Raw genomic sequence first — 20,632 nt, 5'->3', positions numbered from 1 at the left:
GGGGATGACGGGGCGTTCCCGCAGCACGCCGGACATGACCAAACTGCTGGCCGCCCGCTACCGGGCGGCCGCCGACCGGCCGTATCTGGCCTCGGCGTTGTACGCACTGACCGTCGTCGCGAGCACGGAGGTGCCGACGATGGGGGTGGACCGGCACTGGCGCTGCTACGTGTCCGCCGCGTTCGTCGACGCGACGCCGGTGCCCGAACTCGCGGGCGTCTGGGCGCATGAGGTGGCCCACCTGCTGCGCGACCACCACGGCCGAGCCGACCGGCTTCCCGCCGCCGCCCAGCGCGACCGGCACCGCGTCAACGTCGCGCAGGACTGCGAGATCAACGACGACCTGCTCGCCGACGGCCTGCGGCTGCCTGCGGGACGCATGGAGCCCCGCCGGTTCGGGCTTCCCGAGGGCGAGTTGTTCGAGGTGTACCTCGACCGACTGCCGCCGCAGGTGCGGACACCGGACTGCGGATCGGGCGCCCACGGCGGCCCCGCGCCCTGGGAACTCCCCGAGTCCGCCGGTCCCGCACGGCTCGGCGACGTCGAGGCACAGGCCCTGCGCCGGCAGACCGCCCAGGCGATGCGCGCCCATCAGCGCACCCGCGGCACCCTGCCCGCCGGCTGGCAGCGCTGGGCCGAGGAGATCCTGGAACCCACGGTGGACTGGCGCCGGGCGCTGTCCGGTGCGGTCCGGGAAGCCGCCGCCTGGGCCGGTGGGGCCGTCGACTACACCTACCGCCGCCCCTCGCGCCGTACCCCGGCGCTGCGCGGAGTCGTCCTGCCGAGCCTGCGCCGCCCGTTGCCACAGGTGGCCGTCGTCATCGACACCTCCGGTTCGATGGGCGAGGCGGAACTCGCCGCCGCCCTCGCGGAGGTGACCGGCGTACTGCGCGAGGTGGGGGTACGGGGCAATCGTGTGACCGTGCTCGCGTGCGACGCCGATGTGCACGCCGTGTCCCGGGTGACGGCCACCGAGCAGATCACCCTGGGCGGCGGGGGCGGCACGGACATGCGCGTCGGTATCGAGGCGGCCCTCGCGGCGCGGGAGCGCCCCAGCATCGTCGTCGTCCTCACCGACGGATTCACTCCCTGGCCCGACGAGAACCCGCCCTGCCGCATCGTCGCGGCCCTGATCGGCTCCGCCGCACCACAGCCCCCGAGCTGGGTGGAGACGGTGCGCATTCCCACCTGATGCCGTTCGGCAGGGGTTTGTCACGGGTGCAACGTTGCACATCCATGCGTCACTGGTCAGTATGGTTACGTGAACCATACCTTTCCCTGCGGGACACTCCCTCTGGACTTCGTCGGTACGCTGCGTGCGCGGCGCAACACCGAGCCGATGGAGAAGCTCGCCACCCCTGAGCTGCTCGACGACTGGTTCCTGGAGTCCGGGATGCTGGATCTGACGCCGGGGGCGAGCGAGGCCGACCTCGCCATCGCCGTGGACCTGCGCGAGGCGATCTACGAGCTGGTCGCGGCCAGGATCGAGCGCCGGCCGCTGCCCACCGAGGCGGTCGCCGAGGTGAACCTCCAGGCGGCGGGCCTCCCCGTGACCGTGCGGATCGGTCCCGGCGGCGCCACGCGTACCGGCACGGCGATCCAGGGTCTCGCAGCCCTGGCCCGCGAGGCCGTCGAGATCATCGGGGGCGACGAGGCGGCGCTGCTGCGCGAGTGCTCCCGTCCCGAGTGCACCCAGGTCTACCTCGATCGCTCCCGGGGCCACCGACGGGAGTGGTGTGCCATGCGGACGTGCGGGAACAGGGTCAAGGCCGCTGCCTACCGGGCGCGCCGGCACAGCGCGACGGGCTGATCCCGCGCGGGTACGATGCGCAGCGTCATGTGGCACTCACTGGGGAGCGAGCGATGGTGACCGGTCGATCAACCGCCTCGCTCCGGGCGCGGTACGCCGAACAGGCCGCGTCGGATCTGGCGGAGAACCGCCGCCGACAGCGGGAACTGGCCGAGAAGATCAAGATGTTGGAGCAGGAGGAAGCCCTCCTGATGGACATCCTGACGCTCGCGGAGCGGCACGAGGAGACCAAGTCCCCGCTGCGGCCGGAGCGGTCGCCGCACCAGCCCGTCGCCACGCGCGAGCAGGCCGCCGCGACCGGGATGTCGCGACAGCCGCTGCTCGGAGATGTCCTGATCGAGCTGCTCGGTGTCCGTGACGAGCCGCGATCGGCGAAGGAACTGCGCGACGAGCTGATGGAGCGGCACCCGGACCGGTCGCCCACTCCGCAGGTCGTGCGCAACGCCCTCGAATCGCTCGTCGCGAAGGGGCGGATCCGGCGCCGCAAGCGGGAGCGCTCGGTGTCGTACACCCTCGCGGAGCGCGCGGCGAACTGACCGACCCCCGCGACGGGCATGTCACGCTCCGTGCCGGGCGTGGTCGAGGGAACCGTCGACGGTGGCCGCGTCGTACATCGAGTCGACCGTGAAGTGCTCGATGCCCGTGCGCTCATGGACCCGTTCGATCGTGTCGGCGGCCTGTGCCGTGCGGGTGCCGGCGTCGACGTTCACCCGCAGGACCGTGCCGATCGCCTTCGGGCCCCGGCCGGCCTCGGCGGCGAGCCGGTCGGGCAGGGAGCGCTGGGCCCTCAGCCCGTCGACGTCGCCGGAGCCGGACGACGCACACCGGCAGCCAGCCAGGTAGAACGGGGGCCGCGGCCGCCTGGCCGGTTTCAGCGGTGAGTGGTGCGGTGGCACGGACAGCTGGGCGCCCTCGTAGTGCGCCGGATCGGTCGTCCACAACGCTTCGAGGGCGTCGAGCAGTTCGTCCACGCGGGCGCCCCGGCGGGTGAAGTCGAGGCCGGCCACCTGGATCGATGGTCGTCAGCGAGCGAGCGAGCGAGCGGGCCGGCTGGACGGGCGGACAGAGCGGTGCTACGACTTCCTCCTCGTCGGGCACGGGTTTCGTGCGCGGACATCCGGCCACGGGCCGGCGTCAGAGGCGGTCCGCGTCGAGGACGGCCCGGGCGAACGCCGCCGGCGCCTCCTGCGGCAGGTTGTGGCCGATGCCGGTCAGCGTCCGGTGCTCGTACGTGCCGGTGAACTTGCCCCGGTACGCGGATCCGTTGCCAGGCAGGGTGAAGGGGTCCTTGTCGGGGTCGAGGGTGATGGCCGGCGCCGCGATGACCGGCCCCGTGGCCAGCATTTCCTCGTAGCGGTCGTAGCGGTGTTCGCCGTCGGCCACGCCGAGTCGCCAGCGGTAGTTGTGGATGACGATCGCGGCGTAGTCGGGGTTGTCGAAGGCGGCCGCGGTGCGCGCGAAGGTGGCGTCGTCGAAGTTCCAGGTGGGAGAGACGAGGTCCCAGACGAGCCGGGTCAGCTGGAGACGGTGGTCGCGGTCTTCCATCGCCTTCTTGCCGCGCTCGGTGGTGAAGTAGAACTGGTACCACCAGGTGTGCTCAGCTGCCGCGGGGAGCGGTTCGAGCTGGGCCTTGCGGTCGGTGATCAGGTAGCCGCTCACCGAGACCAGGGCCTTGACGCGCTCGGGCCACAGGGCCGCGAGGATGTCGGCGGTCCGCGCGCCCCAGTCGAATCCGGCGATCACCGCCTTGTGGATCTTGAGGGCGTCCATCAGCGCGATGATGTCCAGGGCGATCGCCGACTGCTGCCCGTTGCGGAACGTGCGGGCGGACAGGAATCGCGTCGTGCCGTGACCGCGGAGGTAGGGGACGATCACGCGGTATCCCTCGGCCGCCAGCAGGGGAGCGACGTCGACGTAGCTGTGGATGTCGTAGGGCCAGCCGTGCAGGCAGAGGACCACCGGGCCGTGAGCGGGGCCCAGCTCGGCGTGACCGACGTTCAGCACACCGGCCTTGACCTGTTTCAGCTCGGGGAAGGAGGTGTGAGTGCCCGCTGTGCTGTCAGAGGCCGGGGCGGCGTTCGAAACACCCTGCATCCCCGTCAGGGAGGCGGCGAGCGCGCCCGTGCCCATACCCATCGCTGTGCTGAACGTGCGCCTGTCGATCATGTCAAGCCTCCCGTGCGGTGGGGCAAGTGCCGTGCAGCTGCCACGAGTCTGTGTGCAGGGTGACTCTGGCACAGAGTGCGTCACTGGTCAAAGTGGTTACTGATTGAGTGCAGTAACTGTCTAGGAGGGTGATCGGTCTTGCGATCACGGGCGTCACCCTTCAAAATGGTGACGTCGAAGAAGGGGGAGTAAGGCCATGGACAAGGAACGGGCGACGGACCTCGCGGCGGCGGCACGGCACGCGCGGTACGGAAGGCTTCCCGAGCGCATCCGCTTCGAGGACATGACCGAAGAGGTGGAAGCCGTCCGCGGCGGTGGGGCGACGGCCTCGTACAACCCCGAGAGCGCGTGGACCTCCTACTCCTGCCTGGCCCTGGACCTGGGTCTGTAGATCTCATGACGGCGGAGAGCGGCACGCGGGCATGGCCGACGGAGTCGACCTGCCGGCACCGTCTCCCCCGGTGGCCGGTGGCCGGTGGCCGGTGGCCGGTGGGTCGCTGGCGCTTGCGCGGTGACCGGCGCGAGCCGACTCCGCACCCGCACGCCGTCCAGCACCACCGGAGGGCCGTTCTGCACCGGGCTCGCCCGGTGGCCGCGGGTGAGGCTCAACATCCGGTCGGAATTCGCCAATCAATTGCACGATTGCGCAATTAAGTGGCTATGCTGCTGGATGTTTGAAGAGGCGCCTCGGTGAGGCGTCTTCGCGGACGCAGACCACCGGGAAGACGCCATGAAGTGCCGAAGCTCCCACCGGAAGGAGGCGAGGCATGGACTCCAGCAGAAGTCCGGGCCACAGGCGGCCGCGCATCAGCCCGTCCTCGCGTTCTTCCGGCGCGCGGTAACCGCCACCTCATGGTGACCTGCGCGTTCGTACCGGACGGACGACTCGCGCGCGCCCCTTGCCTCCTCCCCGTGGGGCGGACCGCGATGGTGCCTCATGGCGACGGTGTTCGAGAACCCGCACGCCGCAGTCCTCGACGAAGCACACATCGGCGACCTGCGAGGCGCGCCCGCCCATGTCGTACCCGACAACTGAACACGCTGGTCAGCCAGTACGTCCCGGGGTACCGTCCCCGCCCCGGGGCGGCCCGAACCGCATCCGACATTTCTCACCGGAGGCCGCTCCCCATGCTCGTCGCTCTCGACCACGTCCAGCTCGCCGCACCGCCCTCCAGCGAGGACCGCCTGAGGTCCTTCTACGTCGATGCGCTGGGTCTGGTCGAGATTCCCAAGCCGCCGGTGCTGGCCAGGCGCGGCGGCGTATGGTTCGCGACCGCCGACGGCTGCGTCCAGCTCCACCTGGGCATCGAGGATCCCTTCCGCCCGGCCAAGAAGGCCCACCCGGGACTTCGGGTGCAGGGCATCGACGCCTTCGCCCAACGGCTGGCGGCCCACGGTGCCCCGGTGGTCTGGGACGACACCCTCCCAGGGCATCGCCGCTTCTACAGCACGGACACGGTCGGCAACCGGCTCGAATTCCTCGAACCCCTCACCTGACCTGCCCCGCACGCCGACGACCGATTAGGTAGACTGGTCTACCTAATCCGAGGGGAGGGTCGTCATGAGCGAGACCGGCGGTGCCGCAGCGCGGTCCGGAGGGAGGCGTCGGCCGGCGCGTGAACGGCTGCTCGCCGCCGCGGCCCGCCGCTTCTACGCGGACGGCGTGTCCGCCACGGGCATCGACACGATCACCGCAGAGGCGGGCGTGGCGAAGATGAGTCTCTACAACAACTTCTCGTCCAAGTCAGACCTGGTGCGGGCCTACCTCGACGCGCGGCACGAGGAGTGGCTGGGCCTGTACCGGCGTCGGCTGGAAGGGACCCGGAACGCCCGCGAAGGCGTGCTCGCCGTGTTCGACGCGTATGCCGATCACGCGGCGTTCGCGTACGAGCACGGGTTCCGAGGCTGCGGCCTGCTGAACGCCGCCGCCGAACTGCCCGCCGGGGACGAGGGACGCGCCGTCGTGCGCCGGCACAAGGAGGAAGTCGAGTCCCTGATCGCCGGACACCTCGAACACCTCCTGCCCGACCGCCCCCAGGAGGTGCGCACGGTGGCGGAGCATCTCGCGTTCCTCCTGGAGGGCGCGATGGCCCGGGCCGGCCTGGAGGGTGCCGACACCCGCCTGGAGCACGCCCGGACCATGGCAGCCGGCCTGTTGGACCGACTGTGACGGGGCCCGCCGGACGTCCGGTCCGCTCGGTCGGCATGGGCTCGCTGTGCGTGCTGCTGGCCTCCGTACTGTGGGGGACCACCGGCACTGCCGCGACCTTCGCCCCCGACGTCGGCCCCCTCGCCATCGGTGCCGTCGCGATGGGTCTCGGCGGCCTGCTCCAAGCAGCCATAGCCGGCCCCCGTATCGCCGGGGAGGTCTCCGCGCTGCGCGAGCGCCGCGGTGTGGTGCTGCTCGGCGCCCTGGCCGTGGGCGTCTACCCGCTGGCGTTCTACAGTTCCATGCATCTGGCCGGAGTCGCCGCCGGAACCGTGGTGTCGATCGGTTCGGCCCCGCTCGCCTCGGCCCTCGTCGAACGCGTCGTGGACAAGCGCCGGCTCACGCGCCGCTGGACGGCCGGAGCGGTGCTGGGCCTGTCCGGCACGGCGCTGCTGTGCGCGGCAGAAGCGGTTGCGGCGGCCGACGAGCACACCGGCGCCCGCTCCGCGGGGTCGACCGTGCTCGGCGTCGGGCTCGGCCTGGTCGCCGGTCTCACCTACGCCCTCTACGCCTGGGCCGCCCACCGCCTGATCAGCCGCGGCATCAGCTCCCGCGCGGCCATGGGCGCGGTGTTCGGAGCGGGCGGCCTGCTGCTCATGCCGGTACTGCTGGCGACCGGCGGTCCGCTCCTCGACTCCTGGTCGAACACGGCCGTCGGCGCCTACATGTCCCTGGTGCCCATGTTCCTCGGCTACGTCCTGTTCGGCTGGGGGCTGGCGCACGTGCCGGCGAGCACCGCGACCACGCTGTCGCTGCTGGAGCCCGCCGTCGCCGCCGTGCTGGCCGTCCTGGTCGTCGGTGAACGGATCCCCGCGCCGGGTTGGATCGGCATCGCCCTGGTCGTCTGCTGTCTCGCCGTGCTCACCGTGCCGTCCCGTCGGCCGGCGATGCAGCAGGCGGTGGAGGACGGCTCGGCGTCTCCGGGCCGGGACCGCCTCCCGGCGGGCTCCGCCGGGCCGCCGTACCGCGAGAGCGGGCCCTTGTCCCAGGAAGCGCGGGACGGGCTTGTCGGCGGTGCAGGCGGCGGGTAGCGGCGCCTCCCCGTGGCGGGCCTGCCGTCGCAGTCGCCGCTGCCCGAGCGCCGTCACCCCCGGCCACCGCCGCCCGGAGCCGTCAGGGTGTGGGCGACGAGGTAGTCGACGGTGTCGGCCGGGCGCCGCCGCTGCCGCAGCGCGGCGCGCTGCCGGACCGCTCCGGTGCCGTGCAGGTCGAGCCGGGAGAGCAGGGAGTCGAACAGGGCGGTGTCGCCGTGCCGGGCAAGGGCGGGACGGATCCAGGCCAGCAGGCTCTGTATCCGGCGCGAGGACGGCGCGCGCAGGCGGGAGACCGGGTCGAGAGCCGTACCCGTGAGGCCTTCGCGGGCGGAGTGCCACGACGCCGCGCGCAGCAGGTGGGGGTCGGGCCGGGGGGCGGCCCGGCCGGCCCGGACCTCGGCGAGCGCGGTGGCGGCGGCCGCGCGGACCAGGGCGGCGAACAGCACGGCGTCGTCCACGGTCAGGGCCGCGTCGGCGACCCGCACCTCCAGGGTGGGCAGATGGTGGGAGGGCCTGATGTCCCAGTAGATCCCGCCGGCATCGAGCACCACACCGGTACCGATCAGGGTGGCGACGAGGTCGTCGTAGTGATCGGCGGACTCGAAGTACGGCGGAGGCCCGGCGGCCGGCCAGCGCGCCCAGCACACCGTGCGCCAACTGGCGTGGCCGGTGTCCCGCCCGCCCCACAACGGCGAGTTCGCCGCCACCGCGATCAGCACCGCGATCCAGGCTCGCAGATGATTGCTGACCTGGACGGCCTCCGCCCGGCTGTCCATACCCACGTGCACGTGACACGCACAGCACACCTGCTCCTCGTCCAGCGCGCCGAAGGCCCGCGCACTGCGTTCGTACCGGTCGCCGGGCATGAACGGCGGGGCGCCCGTCGGGGAGAGGACCGGGGTGCCGCTGGAGACCAGCCCGGCCCCGTGCGCGGAGGCCGCACGGGACAGGTGCAGCCGGTGGGCGTAGAGCTGTTCGGTGAGCGCGCCCAGATCCCGGTGGGGGTCCGTGCGCGTCTCGACCTGGTAGCGGGTCAGCTCCGGGGCGACCCGGTCGTCGAGCCTGGCCTTGGCGGTCGCGATGACCGGCGCCGCCACCGGCATCAGCAGCCGCGTGTGCGGATCGACGAGGAGGAACTCCTCCTCCACCCCCACCGTCAACAACGGCCCCCTCATCCTTGCCACCGGCCCGCTGCCGGTCTCGGGGGCGGCCGATCTCTCGCTGCGGGATATGCGGCTCTCCACAGACGGGATCCTTCACCGGGCGACCGGCAGGCTCCCCCCGACCGGGGGAAACCGCCGCGAACGGAGCGGCAGATGGCCGAAGAGCCCCGGTTGCGCGCTGGCGGGACGCGGGAGCGGACCGACGTCCTCCGCGGGCCCGAGTTCCTTGACATGTAAGTCTCGTAAAGCAACTCTGGAGGTCAAGGTGGACGATCGACGAGGAGGCGGGCTGTCTTGGAATGGACGGGCGCGTGTTACGCGGACACACCCACGACCGAGGTACGCGTGTGGATCGATGCCTCACCCGACACGGTGTGGGCCGTGGTCAGCGACATCGAGCTGATGCCGGGCATGAGTGAGGAACTCCGGTCCGTGGAATGGCTCGACGGGGCCGCCGGTCCCGCGGTGGGGGCCCGGTTCGTCGGCCGCAGCGAGCACGAGGCGCTCGGCGCGTGGGAGACGACATCCCACGTCATCGAGTGCGAAGCGCGGTCCGTCCTCGCCTGGGCGGTGGAGGATCCGGCCCGCCCCTCCGCGGTCTGGCGCTTCCGGCTTCGGCCCAGGGACGGCGGGACGGAACTCTCGCAGTGGATGCAGCTCGGCCCCGGGCGTTCCGGGCTGTCCGTGGCGATCGACCGGATGCCGGAGAAGGAACAGAAGATCGTCTTCGTGCGGATGCGCGAGTTCGAGCGCGCCATGACCCACACGCTGGCGCAGATCAAGCAGCGGGCGGAGGCGTGATGCGGACCGCCACCACCATCGAGGCCTCGGGCGGGGAATCCTGGTCCGGCCACACGGACTTCGTCGTCGAGGCCGAGAAACTGGGTCTGGACATCTGCTGGGTCGCCGAGGCGTGGGGCTCCGACGCGCCCTCGGCCCTCGGCTACTACGCGGCACGCACCGACCGGCTCCTCCTGGGCTCCGGCGTCATGCAACTGGGCACCCGGACACCTGCGGCCGTCGCGCAGACCGCCATCACCCTCTCCAACCTGTCGGGCGGGCGCTTCCTGCTCGGCCTCGGCGCATCCGGCCCCCAGGTGATCGAGGGACTGCACGGAGTGCCCTTCGCCCGGCCGCTCAGGCGCATGCGGGAAACCGTGGAGATCGTGAAACGGGTCCTCGACGGCGGCCGACTCTCCTATTCCGGGGCGGAGTTCAGGATCCCGCTGTCCGGCAGCGAGGCCGTCCCGATGCGGCTGTCGATGCGCGCCGAGCACGACATCCCCGTCTACCTGGCCTCACTGTCCCCGGCCATGCTCCGCCTGACGGGCGAGGTGGCCGACGGCTGGCTCGGCACCAGCTTCGTACCCGAGGGCGCGGCCGACGCCTACTTCGCCCATCTCGACGAGGGGTTGGACCGCAGCGGCCGTACCCGAGCGGACCTGGACGTCTGCCAGGGCGCCGAAGTCGCCTTCGCACCGGACGCGGACGCACTGGGCCACATGATCGCCCGACGCAAGAAGGAGCTCGCCTTCAGCCTGGGCGGCATGGGTTCGGCGTCCACCAACTTCTACAACAACGCCTACAGCCGCCAGGGTTGGGCCGACGTCGCGGCCGAGGTGCGTGAGCACTGGCAGGCCGGTGACCGGGACGGCGCGGTCGCTCTCGTGACCGACGAGATGGTGCTCGGTACGACGCTCATCGGCACGGAGGACATGGTCCGCGAGCGGCTACGGGTCTGGCGCGACGCAGGCGTCACCACCGTACGTCTCTATCCGGCCGGTGAAACCCTCGGCGACCGGCTCGACACCCTGGCCAGAGCGATCGAACTGGTCCGCGAGGTCGACGCGAACCCTCAGTCGGCGCAGAGCGGCTGACCCCCCGGCGCGTATGCGCCGACACCTGCGTCGGTTGCCGGTGTCTCGTGCCCGCGAGCACCGGATCCGGACGCCGGGATCACCCGGCGTCCGGATCCGGCGGCCTGCCTCCCTCCGACTCCTCCAGCCGGAAGCGTCGCCGGACGGCCGGGCGCTCGAGGAGCCGCGTGGGATAGCCGGGGCCGGGCCGAGCGGTGACGTCCTCCCAGGCGAGGGGCTCCCTGCAGTGCGAGCACACGACCTCGCCGTGGGCGTCATGGCCACAGGTCTCGTGCCGGGTGATCACCGGTGGCCCTTCCTCGTCCGCGAGCCACCGGTCGCCCCAGCGCGTCATGGCGAGGATGACACCGTAGAAATCGCGACCGGACTCGGTCAGCACGTACTCGTGGCGCACGGGCTGTGTCTCGTACACCTGCTTCTCCAGCAGGCCCGCCTCCACCAGCCTGCGCAGCCGCTCCGCCAGCGTGTTCCGGGCGATGCCCAACTCCTGCTGGAACGCGTCGAACCGGCGGATCCCGTAGAAGGCCTCCCTCAGCACCAGGGGGGTCCACCAGTCGCCCAGCAGATCCATGGTCCTGGCCACCGAACACGGCCAGTTCGCGAACGACGTGCGTCTCATACGGCGATGGTACGAGTCTTCTCGTGAGACTCAGCAGCCGGCGAGGGTGATCGTGTAGATCGTGGGGAAGGCACCTCAGACTACGTCTGGCGCCTCGGCGAGCCGAGCAGGAGACCAGGAGAAGAAGCATGGACATCGAAGCCGCATCCGGCTCCCTGCCGCACGTTTCCGCAGCGCGGTGCCCGGTACCCGAAGCCGATCCCGGACTGGTGGAGCGGTGGCGTGCGGCGGGTGGCGAACTGGTGGACCTGCTGTCCCAGGTGCGCGAGCAGCTCGGAGGCGTCGCCGCGTTCCGTCTGGGGCCGGCCCCGACCGTGCTCGTCACCGACCCGGAGGCGGTCCAGTACGTACTCGCCAGGCACCCGGAGCGGTACGTCAAACGTTCGCACCGCGCCCGCCTGCTCATCGGCGACGGGGTCGTCTCCGCCACCGGTACGGCCTGGAAGCAGCAACGCCGGTTGCTGCAGAGCCAGTTCACGGCCACCGGGATGCGGCGCTACGAACAGCGGATCACCGAGGCCGCCCGGACCACCGCCGGGCGCTGGGCGGCGTACGCCCGTACCGGGCAGCCCTTCGACGTCGGGCAGGAGATGCGGCGCTTCGCCCTGGACACCATCTGGCGCTCGCTCACCGGGCACCCCCTCGACGACGGGACCGAGCGCGAGCTGGGCGCCGTGGCTTCCGTGGCGGCCGTGCTGCCGACGCTGCCCGCCGACGTCCGCCACGCCCAGGACGCCGTTGCCGCCGATCTCGCCCGGATCGACGCGGTCGCCCGGAGCGCCGTCGAAGCCGTGCGCGGCGGGTCGACCGGGCCGGACGGACCCGGCCTGCTGCACGTTCTGATCGACGCCGCGGCCGAACTCCCCGCGTACACGGACCGGCTGATCCGCGACGAACTGGTCACGCTGCTCGTGGCCGGGCACGAAACCACCGCGACCACCCTGACCTGGCTCTACCTGCTCCTCGACGCGAATCCCACTGCCCGTGCGGAAGCGCTCACGGCGGGCGGTGAAGGATCGGAGCGACGCCGCGCGGCCCTGCAGGCCCTCGTCCATGAGACGCTCCGGTTCTACCCGTCCGCCTGGATCCTGCCCCGCTACGCCACCGAGGACGACACCCTCGCCGGATACGCGGTCGACGCGGGGACGGACATCCTGGTCTGTCCGTACCTCACCCACCGTGATCCGCGACTGTGGTCGGATCCGGACCGCTTCGATCCGCTGCGCTTCAGCACCCCGGACGCCCGCCCGACCCGGCCCGGCGCGTACTACCCCTTCGGCATCGGACCCCGCGCCTGCCTCGGCATGCAGTTCGCGATCCGCGAATCGACAGTCCTGCTCGAACACCTGCTGCCGCACCACACGCCGGTCTTCAGCTCCGTCCCAGAGAAGGCCGCGTACGGCATCACGGTCCGCCCGGACGGGCCCACCCCCGCCACCCTGCAACCACCACTGCTCGCCTGAAGCGCGCGCGGCGCGACGACGGTTTCCCAAGAGGCGCACAGAGCGCCACTTGACTTCGAGCGCACTCGAATTCGTAGCGTTCCGACATGAGCACTGCACAGCACAAGATCGGATCCGGTTTCGGCGCCACCAGCACCGCCGACGACGTCCTGGAAGGCATCGATCTGACGGGCAAGCTCGCCCTCGTCACCGGCGGGTACTCGGGGATCGGCCTGGAGTCCACCCGGGCGCTCGCCAAAGCGGGCGCCCATGTGGTCGTGCCCGCCCGCCGTCCGGCCACAGCCGAACAGGCGCTGGCCGGCGTCTCCGGTGTCGAGCTGGAGGAGCTGGACCTCGGCGACCTGGAGAGCGTGCGCGGCTTCGCCGAGCGGTTCCTCGGCTCCGGGCGGACGATCGACATGGTGATCGACAGCGCCGGGATCATGGCGTGCCCGGAGACCCGGGTGGGGCCCGGCTGGGAGGCCCAGTTCGCCACCAACCACCTCGGCCACTTCGCCCTCGTCAACCGTCTGTGGCCCGCGATCGCACCCGGCGGCGCCCGGATCGTCTCCGTCTCCTCCCGTGGCCACCACTTCTCCGGCATCCGCTGGGACGACGTCCACTCGCGGCAGGGCTACGACAAGTGGGAGGCCTACGGCCAGGCCAAGACCGCCAACGTCCTGTTCGCGGTCGAGCTCGACAAGCTCGGCCGCGATGCCGGCGTCCGTGCCTTCGCCGTGCACCCCGGCTCCATCATCACCCCGCTCCAGCGGCATCTGCCCAAGGAGGAGATGATCGAGCGCGGCTGGATCGACGAGGACGGCAACGCGCTCAACCCCGAGGGCTTCAAGACCCCGCCGCAGGGTGCGGCCACCCAGGTGTGGGCGGCGGCCTCGCCGCAGCTGGACGGGAGCGGCGGCGTCTACCTCGAGGACTGCGATGTCGCCGAGGTCGCGCGGGAGGGCGACGAGGCGCGCCTCGGCGTCAAGGACTGGGCGATCGACCCGGAGCAGGCGGCTCGGCTGTGGGAGCTCTCGGCGGAGCTGACGGGCGTCAACGCGTTCCCCGCCGGGAACTCCCGGTAACTCCCCAGGGCCCGTGGCCCGTTCGGCCGGCGGGTGAGATCCTCCGACACGGCCCGCAGCCGGGTGGCGGCCGGTGATGCCCTCCACCGTCGGCGAGGCCGCCGGCAGTACCGAGGTCGCGGCGCCCTGCTCCACCGTCTTCCGCGGCGGCAGCGCAACGGCGCCCGAGGCCACGAACCCGGCCACCTCCCGCATGTCCATGTGCCGGGCCAGGGAGGTGTCGCCGATGGTGCCCGGCACGAGCGCGTTGGCGGTCTTCGGCTGACCGTAGGCGGTGCAGGCGTCGTAGGTGCGGAAGCGGTAGTGGAAGCGGTAGTCCACGTCGTCGAAGACCACCGGTGAGAAGAGGTCGCCGAGGGAACTCACCGATTTGGGCGGAAGTTCAGCCTCCAGGCGGACCTGATGCGTCTGCGGCTGTGGAAGCTGCCGGAGCGCCCCACGGCCTCCGGACCCGAGTCAGATGGATCCTGCCGATCTCCTGGCCGTGGTCCTCGCCGCGGCTCAGGCGTGGTTCCGGGCCGTGGAGGGCGCCGGCCGCCAGGAGCCCGGCCGGTCCTGGTCGGCGCAGCGGCTGGCCCTGCACGGGCGGCGGTCGTCGAGGCCGCCCGCCGGATCAGCGAGCCGAGGACCGCCGGCGAGTAGCGTCGGGCACACAGGTGCGGCAGTGCCGGAGTGAGTGCGGCGCTGAGGACAACGGATGCCGCGGCCTGGGCGGCGACGCGTGCGCGGGATCCGGTGTCCCGGCGAGGTCCTGCCGCCGTATGTCGAGCGTCAGGCGATGCCGCAGAAGACGTCCGAGCCGACGCTCCGCCGTTTTGTGGATGAGCAGGGACAGCCCCAGCATGCAGAGGACGGACACCGCCGTCGACGGCAGCACCCCCAGCGCCGGACAGGCCCGGATCAAGCCTTTGGCCAGGGGAATTCCGATGCTCTGATGGACGAGGTAGAAGGGGTAGGTGAGGCTCCCGGCGGTGACCAGCCAGCGTCGGCGCAGCCCCGTCAGCGGTCCGACACCGGCCAGTGCCAGCAGGCCGAGGCAGGTCGTGAGCACGATCGCGCACACGGTCCAGGAGGGCCGGTGCTCGCCGGGGGGAGTGGCGGCGTGATCGGCCACCCGGAGTGCGAGCACGGTGAGTTCGTAGGACCAGGCGAAACCCAGCAGCAGCCACAGCAGGAGGTTCTGTCCGAACCTGTGCATGAGGTGGAGCACGATTCCGGCGACGAAGAGGCCGGTGTACCGGGGGAGTACGAATTCGTCGACCAGCGGAGAGTGGAGTTCGAGGCTGACGACGCCGGCCAGGAGCCAGGCTCCGCAGAAGGCCACCACCCGCCGGTAGGTCAGCCCGAAGACGAGCAGCAGGGCCATCAGCAGGTAGAAACGTGCCTCCACCCACAGCGTCCAGCTGACGCCGTCGACCGGGTCGAGGCCCAGCGGACCCGGAACCATCGTCAGGTTTCCCAGGACCGTACGCGCGTCGATGCGGGTGGCGGCGGGCCAGTGGCCCACGCGTGCGGCCAGGACGAGCAGGACGACCAGGAGCAGGGCGCACCAGTAGGCCGGGAAGAGCCGTGCGACACGGGAGACGGTGAACTGTGCGGGAGTCCGCCCCCAGCCGCTCATGCAGATGACGAATCCGCTGATGGCGAAGAAGAACTCGACGCCCAGCCAGCCGTAGCGGCTGATCTCGTGCAGGAACGGGGCGAGGTCCCGCAGCTCGGTCCGTCCCCAGAAGTGCGGGGTGGGCGTCCCGAGGAAGTGGTACGCGGCCACCATCACCGCTGCCGCCAGACGGAGTCCGTCGATCGCGGCGAGGCGGGTCCGCCCGCCCCGCGGCCCGGGGGAAGGCATGTCGGATGCCATGTCGGAACCAGGGCCGTCTCAGGCGGTGGGCAGGGGCGAGCGGCTGACACGTATCTTCGACTGGCCGTGCGGGCGCTTCTCCCAGTCCTCCATGAACCGTGCGTGCAGACCGTGCCGCCGCGCCAGGGCCAGGAGGGTCCCGGTGCGGTAGTAGAAGTCCTCGTGCAGCACCTGGTGTTCGGTGCCCTCGGTGCGGTCGAAGGTGAAGTCGAAGAACCCGGTTTCCGTCAGCACGCGCCCGACGTGCGCGAGGCACTGCTCGATGACCGCCAGCGGCGAGTGGGAGAAGACGCTGTGCGCGTGGACCACGTCGAAGTGGTCGCTGGGCAGGAAGTCCAGGGTGAGGTCGAGCGTGATGGTCAGATGCGGCAGCTTCTCCTGGAGCCTGCGCTCGGTGAGTGTCTTCTTCGCGGCCGTCAGGATGTCGGGCGAGATGTCGATGCCGTAGTAGTTGCCGGTGTCGAGGTGGCTGATGAATCGCCAGCCGCCGCGCAGGTTGCCGCAGCCGATGTCGAGCATCCGGTGTTCGGGGCGCAGCCCGTGTTCGACGAGGTAGTCGAACTGCATCTGCCCGAGCGCCAGCCAGCTGTCGTGGGTCCGGCTGCCGACCGCGGCTTCCGGGTTGCGGCGGGTGTCCGAGGCCATCACGGCCCGGTAGTAGCCGACGTGGTCGGGGTGCTTCAGGCGCAGCCACGCGTCCCGGCCGGCCCGGCGCAGGTACGGGACGACGCGGCCGGGGTGGCGCAGGGCGTAACCGGTCTTGTGGGTGAGGGCGGCGCGGTTGTTGCGCAGCTTCTGCGGCGACGTGGCGTCGGCGGGCATGGCGAAGCGACCTCCGGACGAAGAGGGGATCCCGGTGAGTGGGGGAGGAGGTGAAGCGGTGAATGAAACGAGATGAACGAAACGAGATGAAGTGGTCAGACGCGGCGGCGCAGAAGCAGCACGGTGACGACGGTGAGCACGATGGCGAGGCCGCCGAGGACGGCGGTGTCGGTCCACTGGAAGGCCCAGTAGTCACCGGCCGGGTTGGCCTTGTAGAAGCGGGCGACGTATCCGTGCGCCGCCATGCACTCCTTGAGCTGGGTGCCTGACGGGAAGGCGCATTTCAGCACGTCGTCGTGGCGGCCGGAAGCGGTTATCAGGCCGTAGGTTCCGGTCGACCACTTCTCGCCCATCGGCGCTTTGGGGACGCTGCCGGCGCTGACGTAGGTGTGCGGCGGGACCAGCAGACGGGCCCGGTGTGTCCACTCCAGCAGGAGTGTCATCACCCCCGTCGCCAGCAGGGTCAGGCCCATCGCCGCCAGGACCCGGCGGGCCAGCAGGCCCAGCAGCGTGCCGGCCGCCAGACCGAACAGGGCGGCCGCGACGACGCGGGGACCCGAGCCGCTCAGGGCGGTGTTGTCGTACCAGAACAGGCCGTAGCTCCGGTCGGCGGCCGGCCGCCACCACCACGAGAACACGCCCGCGAGCAGCCCGGAGAGGGCGATCGTGGTCGCCGCGGCCAGGGCGAACCGGGAGGCGAACCACTGACCGCGGCTCACGCCCTGGGCGAGGACCAGGCGGTGCGTGCCCAGTTCCCGGTCGCGGCCCAGCAACGGGGCACCCCAGAAGACGCCGATGACGACGGGCAGCGCGATGTTCAGCACCCCGAGGTACTTCAGCGGCTCGACGTCCAGCAGCAGGGGCAGGCCGGTGTCGGACCGTGTGCAGTACAGCGGTCCGGTGGCGCAGTGGTCGAACAGCCCGCTGTGCAGGGCGTCCAGCATGCCCGAGCGGTAGTACACGGCGACCGCCACCGCGACCACCAGGGCGGCCGCGCCGATGCCGGCCGACACACGCTGCTGGCGCCACGCGAGCCAGAGAGAGCCCTTCACGCCGCCGCCTCCGTCCGCTCGGCCGGGGCGGGCTGCCTCGGTTCGGCAGCCTGGAGGTAGCCGATCAGGATGTCCTCCAGCCTGGGTCGCTCGACGTGCCAGTCGCCGCGCAGCGGCCCGTGCCGTCGTATCAGCGCGGTCAGTTGTCGGCCGGCGGTCCGGCGCTGTACGACGGTGTGTTCGGCGACCAGGGCGTCCGCCTGGTCGGCATGTCCGGTCAGCACGGCGTGGCTCTCGCGCACCGAGTAGGCGTCCTCGCTCAGCTCGACGCGGCCGTCGCGCAGCACCAGCACCCAGTCGCAGGTCTCCTCGATCTCGGGCAGGACGTGCGAGGACAGCACGATGCTCGTGCCGCGCTCGGCGGCCTCGGCCATCAGCCCCGCCATGATGTCGCCCCGTGCCACGGGATCGAGGTCGGCCAACGGCTCGTCGAGCAACAGGAGTTGGGGCCGCTTGCCCAGGGCCAGGGCGAGCGCGACGCGAGTGCGTCGCCCCGGGGACAGCTCGCCGACACGTGCGTGGAGCGGGATACCGCCCCCGCGTACGATCCGCTCGGCAGTCGTCCGGTCCCACGAGGAGTTCAGCTTCTCGCCCATCAACAGGGTGTCCGCCACCGTGAAACGGGGATAGAGCGGCTTGTCCTGCGTGAGCAGAGCCACCCGGGCGCGGGCCTCGGGCGTGCCGGGTACGGCGTCCAGTGCACGCAGCTCCCCGGAGCCGGGCCGCAGCAGGCCGCCGGCCAGGTGCAGCAGCGTGGTCTTGCCGGCGCCGTTGCGTCCGACGAGGGCGGTGACACGACCGCCGGGCACGGTGAACTCGCAGTCCCGCAGAGCCCAGCCGCCCCGCCTCCGGTACCGGAATCCGAGTCCCGTGGCGCGCAGCGCGTCCGGCGCGTCAGGCCCGGTCATACGTCCTCCTTCGTGTTCTGCCGCTCCCGGTCGCCCGGGGTCTGGCTGTCCTGCTCGTGCTCGTTGTCGTAGGTGTCGAGAGCCGTGGTGACCAGGGCGAGGACATCGGCCCGCTCCAGCCCCGCCGTTCGCGCGCGGGCCACCCAGTCGGCGACCTCCCGGCGCAGTGGCGCGTCGTCCTCCGCGGCGGGCCGGGCGAGCGACCGCGTCACGAAGGTTCCGAGGCCCCGGCGCAGTTCGACCAGGCCGGCCTGCTCCATGTCGCGGTAGGCCCGGAGCACGGTGTTGGGGTTGATGGCGGTCGCCGCCACCACCTGCTTGGCCGTGGGCAACTTGTCCCCGACCTTCAAGATGCCCATCCGGAGCGCCCGTTCGGTCTGCTCGACGATCTGCACATAGGCCGGTACGCCGCTGCCGCGGTCGATCCGGTAGTCGATCACGTCGCTTCCTCGGCTCCATCATGCTTGTGCTAATGAATTAATGGAAGCATGGTGGATCCTCGACGGCGATGTCAAACGCGGAGCCGTGCTCCCGGCGGGGCGGGGTCGCGCCCTGAGATGCCGTCCGTCGTGAATGTGAAAGCCTGGACCTGCGGACCCGTGAGGTGAACCGGAACGGCCCAGGAGGTGCAGCACCGTGCGCGAGATACGCGAGACGGCATCGGTGAGCGGGGTCGGGCCCACGATGCTGGCGGACGTCAAGCCGCCGTTCATTCCCGAGGGCGCTTCCGGGATGACCGTCCTCGTCGAGTGGCCTCCCGGCGACCCCGGGACTCCTCCGCACCGCCACTCCGGGCCGTGTTTCGGATACGTCCTCGAAGGTGCGGTCAGGTGGGAGCTGGAGGGTGAGCCGGAGCGCGTGATCAAGGCGGGTGAGACGTTCTGGGAGCCCGGCGGCGACGTGATCCACTACCAGGACGGCAACGCCCTGCCGGACGCGCCGGCCAAGTTCGTCCTGGTCATGATGTGCGCGCCGGGCCAGCCGATGCTCACACTCGTCGACGAGGACGAACTGAGGGAGCGAGCCCAGCTGCGGGCTCCGCGTCCCACCGGCTGAAGCCGGCGCGGACACCGGCCTCATTTGGTTTCAAGCGATACCGTATCGAATGAGTGTATGGCTGGTAATGTGCCCCTTATGGCCGCCGACGCTCCTCGCCAACCCGCTGTCTCGCGCGCGACCGACCGCCCCGGGGACCGGTCGCCCTTCGCTCTGGGGCTGTTGCTGCGCCGGGCCCACTGGCGTGCGGCCGCGCTGATGGGGGAAGTGCTTCGGCCGCTCGGTGTCGAGTTGCGACATTTCGCCGTGCTGATCGTGCTGGTCAACCGCGGGCCCACGGTGCAGCGGGACCTGGCGGCGGCGACCGGGTCGGACAAGGCGGGCATCATGCGGGTCGTGGACGACCTGGAGCGCAAGGGTCTGGCCGTACGCAAGGCCGTTCCCGGGGACCGGCGGGCGCGAGCGGTGGAGATCACCCCTGAAGGGATCGAACTCTTCGACGCGGCCCATGTGGCCGCGGAGCCGCTGGCCGGGCGTCTGGTCGCCGAACTGGGTGCCGGGGAGTCCGAGCAGCTGACGGAGCTGCTGACCCGGCTCGCTCATCCTGCGGACGACGAGGCGTAAGCACACCTGCGCGCCGGTTTCCGGTCGCAGCGGCGCGCCTCTTCTCGTCACGCCACTCATCACTCGATCCACGGAGAACCCTCGTCGAGGGCTGAACCATGCCGCAAGATAGTTGAGAGCGATACAGTATTGAATGATACTATCTTGAGTGTAACGAAGATGGCCCCGTTGAAGAGAGGGAGGCGGGCGATCATGGACGTCTATGAGGCCGTCGCGAGCCGGCGGGCGGTGCGCGCGTTCACCGACCGGCCTGTGCCGAGGGAAACGCTGGAGCGGGTGCTGTCCGCCGCGGCCTGGGCGCCGTCGGGATCGAACATCCAGCCGTGGCGGGCCTACGTGGTGACCGGCGGGCCGCTGGCCGAGATCAAGAAGCGCGCCGGTGAGCGGCTGGCGGCAGGCGACCCCTGGGACGAGCGGGAGTACGAGATGTACCCGCCCGACCTGAAGTCCCCGTACCGAGAGCGCCGATCCGACTTCGGCAGGGTGCGCTATGGCGCACTCGGCATAGCCCGCGACGACTGGGAGGCGCGCCGGAGGGCCGCCACCGAGAACTGGAACTGCTTCGGGGCGCCCGCCGCTCTGTTCTGCTACATCGACCGCGACCTGGGCCGGGCCCAATGGTCCGACGTCGGCATGTTCCTGCAGACCGTCATGCTGCTGCTCCGCGCTGAAGGGCTGCACAGCTGCGCGCAGATGGCGTGGTCGGAGTACCGCAGGACCGTCGCGGACGTGCTGTCGCCGCCCGAGAACCTCATCCTCTTCTGCGGCATGGCGATCGGATACGAGGACGTCAAGGTCCCTGGCGACCGCACGGGCCGGGCGCCGCTCGGCGAGACGGTCACGTTCGTCGACGGTCTCTGACGCGGCCCCTCCCCGGCCGGTCGGCAGGCGCAACAGGTCGATTCATGTGGCGCCCACATAGCGGCTCGTATGCCATATTGCGCACGTAATCGGGAAGAAAGGT

At 71.2% G+C, this 20,632-nt stretch carries 24 protein-coding genes; 15 read left to right on the top strand and 9 right to left on the bottom strand.

Annotation, left to right across the window (positions count from 1 at the left end; all coding sequences use genetic code 11):
- Window positions 1-34: 34 nt before the first annotated feature.
- The 3 genes from BIV25_RS09530 to BIV25_RS09520 all read left to right on the top strand — a co-directional run bounded on the left by BIV25_RS09530 (window position 35) and on the right by BIV25_RS09520 (window position 2,346).
- Entirely contained in the window at window positions 35-1,192 is a 1,158-nt protein-coding gene (locus BIV25_RS09530) for a VWA-like domain-containing protein (RefSeq protein ID WP_256255695.1), read from the top strand.
- A 69-nt stretch (window positions 1,193-1,261) separates the two neighbouring features.
- On the top strand, window positions 1,262-1,810 hold the full coding sequence (locus BIV25_RS09525) for an ABATE domain-containing protein (RefSeq protein WP_071371765.1): 549 nt from the start codon (window positions 1,262-1,264) through the stop codon (window positions 1,808-1,810).
- Between the two features lie 56 nt (window positions 1,811-1,866).
- Window positions 1,867-2,346, top strand: a complete 480-nt coding sequence (locus tag BIV25_RS09520; RefSeq protein ID WP_177235225.1) for a hypothetical protein — start codon at window positions 1,867-1,869, stop codon at window positions 2,344-2,346.
- Between the two features lie 21 nt (window positions 2,347-2,367).
- Here BIV25_RS09520 and BIV25_RS09515 read toward each other — a convergent pair whose 3' ends face one another.
- Together BIV25_RS09515 and BIV25_RS09510 are read right to left on the bottom strand one after the other, a co-directional pair.
- Window positions 2,368-2,817 (bottom strand): LLM class flavin-dependent oxidoreductase, encoded by a 450-nt coding sequence (locus tag BIV25_RS09515; RefSeq protein WP_071371763.1) that lies wholly within the window; start codon window positions 2,815-2,817, stop codon window positions 2,368-2,370.
- Window positions 2,818-2,944: 127 nt separating this feature from the next.
- Complete coding sequence (locus BIV25_RS09510) at window positions 2,945-3,976, bottom strand: alpha/beta hydrolase (protein WP_071371762.1); 1,032 nt, start codon at window positions 3,974-3,976, stop codon at window positions 2,945-2,947.
- 196 nt (window positions 3,977-4,172) lie between these two features.
- Here BIV25_RS09510 and BIV25_RS09505 point away from each other — a divergent pair, with 196 nt between their 5' ends.
- The 4 genes from BIV25_RS09505 to BIV25_RS09490 all read left to right on the top strand — a co-directional run bounded on the left by BIV25_RS09505 (window position 4,173) and on the right by BIV25_RS09490 (window position 7,216).
- A complete protein-coding gene (locus BIV25_RS09505; protein ID WP_071371761.1) occupies window positions 4,173-4,367 on the top strand; it encodes a hypothetical protein in 195 nt (64 codons plus the stop codon).
- A gap of 737 nt (window positions 4,368-5,104) precedes the next feature.
- Window positions 5,105-5,473: a VOC family protein gene (locus BIV25_RS09500; protein ID WP_071371760.1), complete on the top strand. Its 369-nt coding sequence runs from the start codon at window positions 5,105-5,107 to the stop codon at window positions 5,471-5,473.
- Between the two features lie 64 nt (window positions 5,474-5,537).
- Window positions 5,538-6,146, top strand: coding sequence for a TetR/AcrR family transcriptional regulator (locus BIV25_RS09495; protein WP_071371759.1), 609 nt, complete (start codon window positions 5,538-5,540; stop codon window positions 6,144-6,146).
- Complete coding sequence (locus BIV25_RS09490) at window positions 6,143-7,216, top strand: DMT family transporter (RefSeq protein WP_256255694.1); 1,074 nt, start codon at window positions 6,143-6,145, stop codon at window positions 7,214-7,216. The genes BIV25_RS09495 and BIV25_RS09490 overlap by 4 nt, the downstream gene beginning before the upstream one ends.
- A gap of 53 nt (window positions 7,217-7,269) precedes the next feature.
- Here the strand turns inward: BIV25_RS09490 and BIV25_RS09485 are convergent, their stop codons facing one another.
- The gene (locus tag BIV25_RS09485; protein WP_256255725.1) at window positions 7,270-8,373 is read right to left on the bottom strand and encodes a glutamate--cysteine ligase; all 1,104 of its coding nucleotides are present in this window, start codon (window positions 8,371-8,373) and stop codon (window positions 7,270-7,272) included.
- Between the two features lie 303 nt (window positions 8,374-8,676).
- Here BIV25_RS09485 and BIV25_RS09480 point away from each other — a divergent pair, with 303 nt between their 5' ends.
- Together BIV25_RS09480 and BIV25_RS09475 are read left to right on the top strand one after the other, a co-directional pair.
- Window positions 8,677-9,183, top strand: a complete 507-nt coding sequence (locus BIV25_RS09480) for an SRPBCC family protein (RefSeq protein WP_071371757.1) — start codon at window positions 8,677-8,679, stop codon at window positions 9,181-9,183.
- Window positions 9,183-10,259 (top strand): LLM class flavin-dependent oxidoreductase, encoded by a 1,077-nt coding sequence (locus BIV25_RS09475; protein ID WP_071371756.1) that lies wholly within the window; start codon window positions 9,183-9,185, stop codon window positions 10,257-10,259. The genes BIV25_RS09480 and BIV25_RS09475 overlap by 1 nt, the downstream gene beginning before the upstream one ends.
- 79 nt (window positions 10,260-10,338) lie before the next feature.
- Here BIV25_RS09475 and BIV25_RS09470 read toward each other — a convergent pair whose 3' ends face one another.
- Window positions 10,339-10,878, bottom strand: coding sequence for a helix-turn-helix domain-containing protein (locus BIV25_RS09470; protein ID WP_071371755.1), 540 nt, complete (start codon window positions 10,876-10,878; stop codon window positions 10,339-10,341).
- A 128-nt stretch (window positions 10,879-11,006) separates the two neighbouring features.
- Here BIV25_RS09470 and BIV25_RS09465 point away from each other — a divergent pair, with 128 nt between their 5' ends.
- From BIV25_RS09465 to BIV25_RS09455, 3 genes are all read left to right on the top strand, one after another.
- Window positions 11,007-12,341, top strand: a complete 1,335-nt coding sequence (locus BIV25_RS09465; RefSeq protein WP_071371754.1) for a cytochrome P450 — start codon at window positions 11,007-11,009, stop codon at window positions 12,339-12,341.
- Window positions 12,342-12,427: 86 nt separating this feature from the next.
- Window positions 12,428-13,405 (top strand): SDR family NAD(P)-dependent oxidoreductase, encoded by a 978-nt coding sequence (locus BIV25_RS09460; protein WP_071371753.1) that lies wholly within the window; start codon window positions 12,428-12,430, stop codon window positions 13,403-13,405.
- A 76-nt stretch (window positions 13,406-13,481) separates the two neighbouring features.
- A complete protein-coding gene (locus tag BIV25_RS09455; RefSeq protein ID WP_143076601.1) occupies window positions 13,482-13,670 on the top strand; it encodes a hypothetical protein in 189 nt (62 codons plus the stop codon).
- 348 nt (window positions 13,671-14,018) lie between these two features.
- On the opposite strand, the gene BIV25_RS09450 is transcribed toward BIV25_RS09455, so the two are convergent.
- From BIV25_RS09450 to BIV25_RS09430, 5 genes are all read right to left on the bottom strand, one after another.
- Window positions 14,019-15,254 (bottom strand): acyltransferase, encoded by a 1,236-nt coding sequence (locus BIV25_RS09450; protein WP_256255693.1) that lies wholly within the window; start codon window positions 15,252-15,254, stop codon window positions 14,019-14,021.
- 30 nt (window positions 15,255-15,284) lie between these two features.
- Window positions 15,285-16,088, bottom strand: coding sequence for a class I SAM-dependent methyltransferase (locus BIV25_RS09445; RefSeq protein WP_071371750.1), 804 nt, complete (start codon window positions 16,086-16,088; stop codon window positions 15,285-15,287).
- 95 nt (window positions 16,089-16,183) lie between these two features.
- On the bottom strand, window positions 16,184-17,140 hold the full coding sequence (locus BIV25_RS09440) for a transporter (protein WP_071371749.1): 957 nt from the start codon (window positions 17,138-17,140) through the stop codon (window positions 16,184-16,186).
- Entirely contained in the window at window positions 17,137-18,048 is a 912-nt protein-coding gene (locus BIV25_RS09435) for an ABC transporter ATP-binding protein (protein ID WP_071371748.1), read from the bottom strand. The genes BIV25_RS09440 and BIV25_RS09435 overlap by 4 nt, the downstream gene beginning before the upstream one ends.
- Complete coding sequence (locus BIV25_RS09430; protein WP_071371747.1) at window positions 18,045-18,488, bottom strand: GntR family transcriptional regulator; 444 nt, start codon at window positions 18,486-18,488, stop codon at window positions 18,045-18,047. Before BIV25_RS09430 ends, BIV25_RS09435 begins: the two co-directional genes overlap by 4 nt.
- A gap of 244 nt (window positions 18,489-18,732) precedes the next feature.
- Here BIV25_RS09430 and BIV25_RS09425 point away from each other — a divergent pair, with 244 nt between their 5' ends.
- The 3 genes from BIV25_RS09425 (at window position 18,733) to BIV25_RS09415 (ending at window position 20,529) form a co-directional block, all read left to right on the top strand.
- A complete protein-coding gene (locus BIV25_RS09425; protein WP_079176550.1) occupies window positions 18,733-19,104 on the top strand; it encodes a cupin domain-containing protein in 372 nt (123 codons plus the stop codon).
- Between the two features lie 78 nt (window positions 19,105-19,182).
- The gene (locus BIV25_RS09420; protein WP_071371745.1) at window positions 19,183-19,668 is read left to right on the top strand and encodes a MarR family winged helix-turn-helix transcriptional regulator; all 486 of its coding nucleotides are present in this window, start codon (window positions 19,183-19,185) and stop codon (window positions 19,666-19,668) included.
- Window positions 19,669-19,860: 192 nt separating this feature from the next.
- A complete protein-coding gene (locus BIV25_RS09415; RefSeq protein WP_071371744.1) occupies window positions 19,861-20,529 on the top strand; it encodes a nitroreductase in 669 nt (222 codons plus the stop codon).
- Window positions 20,530-20,632 lie beyond the last annotated feature (103 nt).

It is taken from the genome of Streptomyces sp. MUSC 14, assembly GCF_001866675.1.
Classification (GTDB): domain Bacteria; phylum Actinomycetota; class Actinomycetes; order Streptomycetales; family Streptomycetaceae; genus Streptomyces.
Note: the sequence above shows the minus strand (reverse complement) of the source record. Positions and strands in the feature narration are given on the sequence as shown.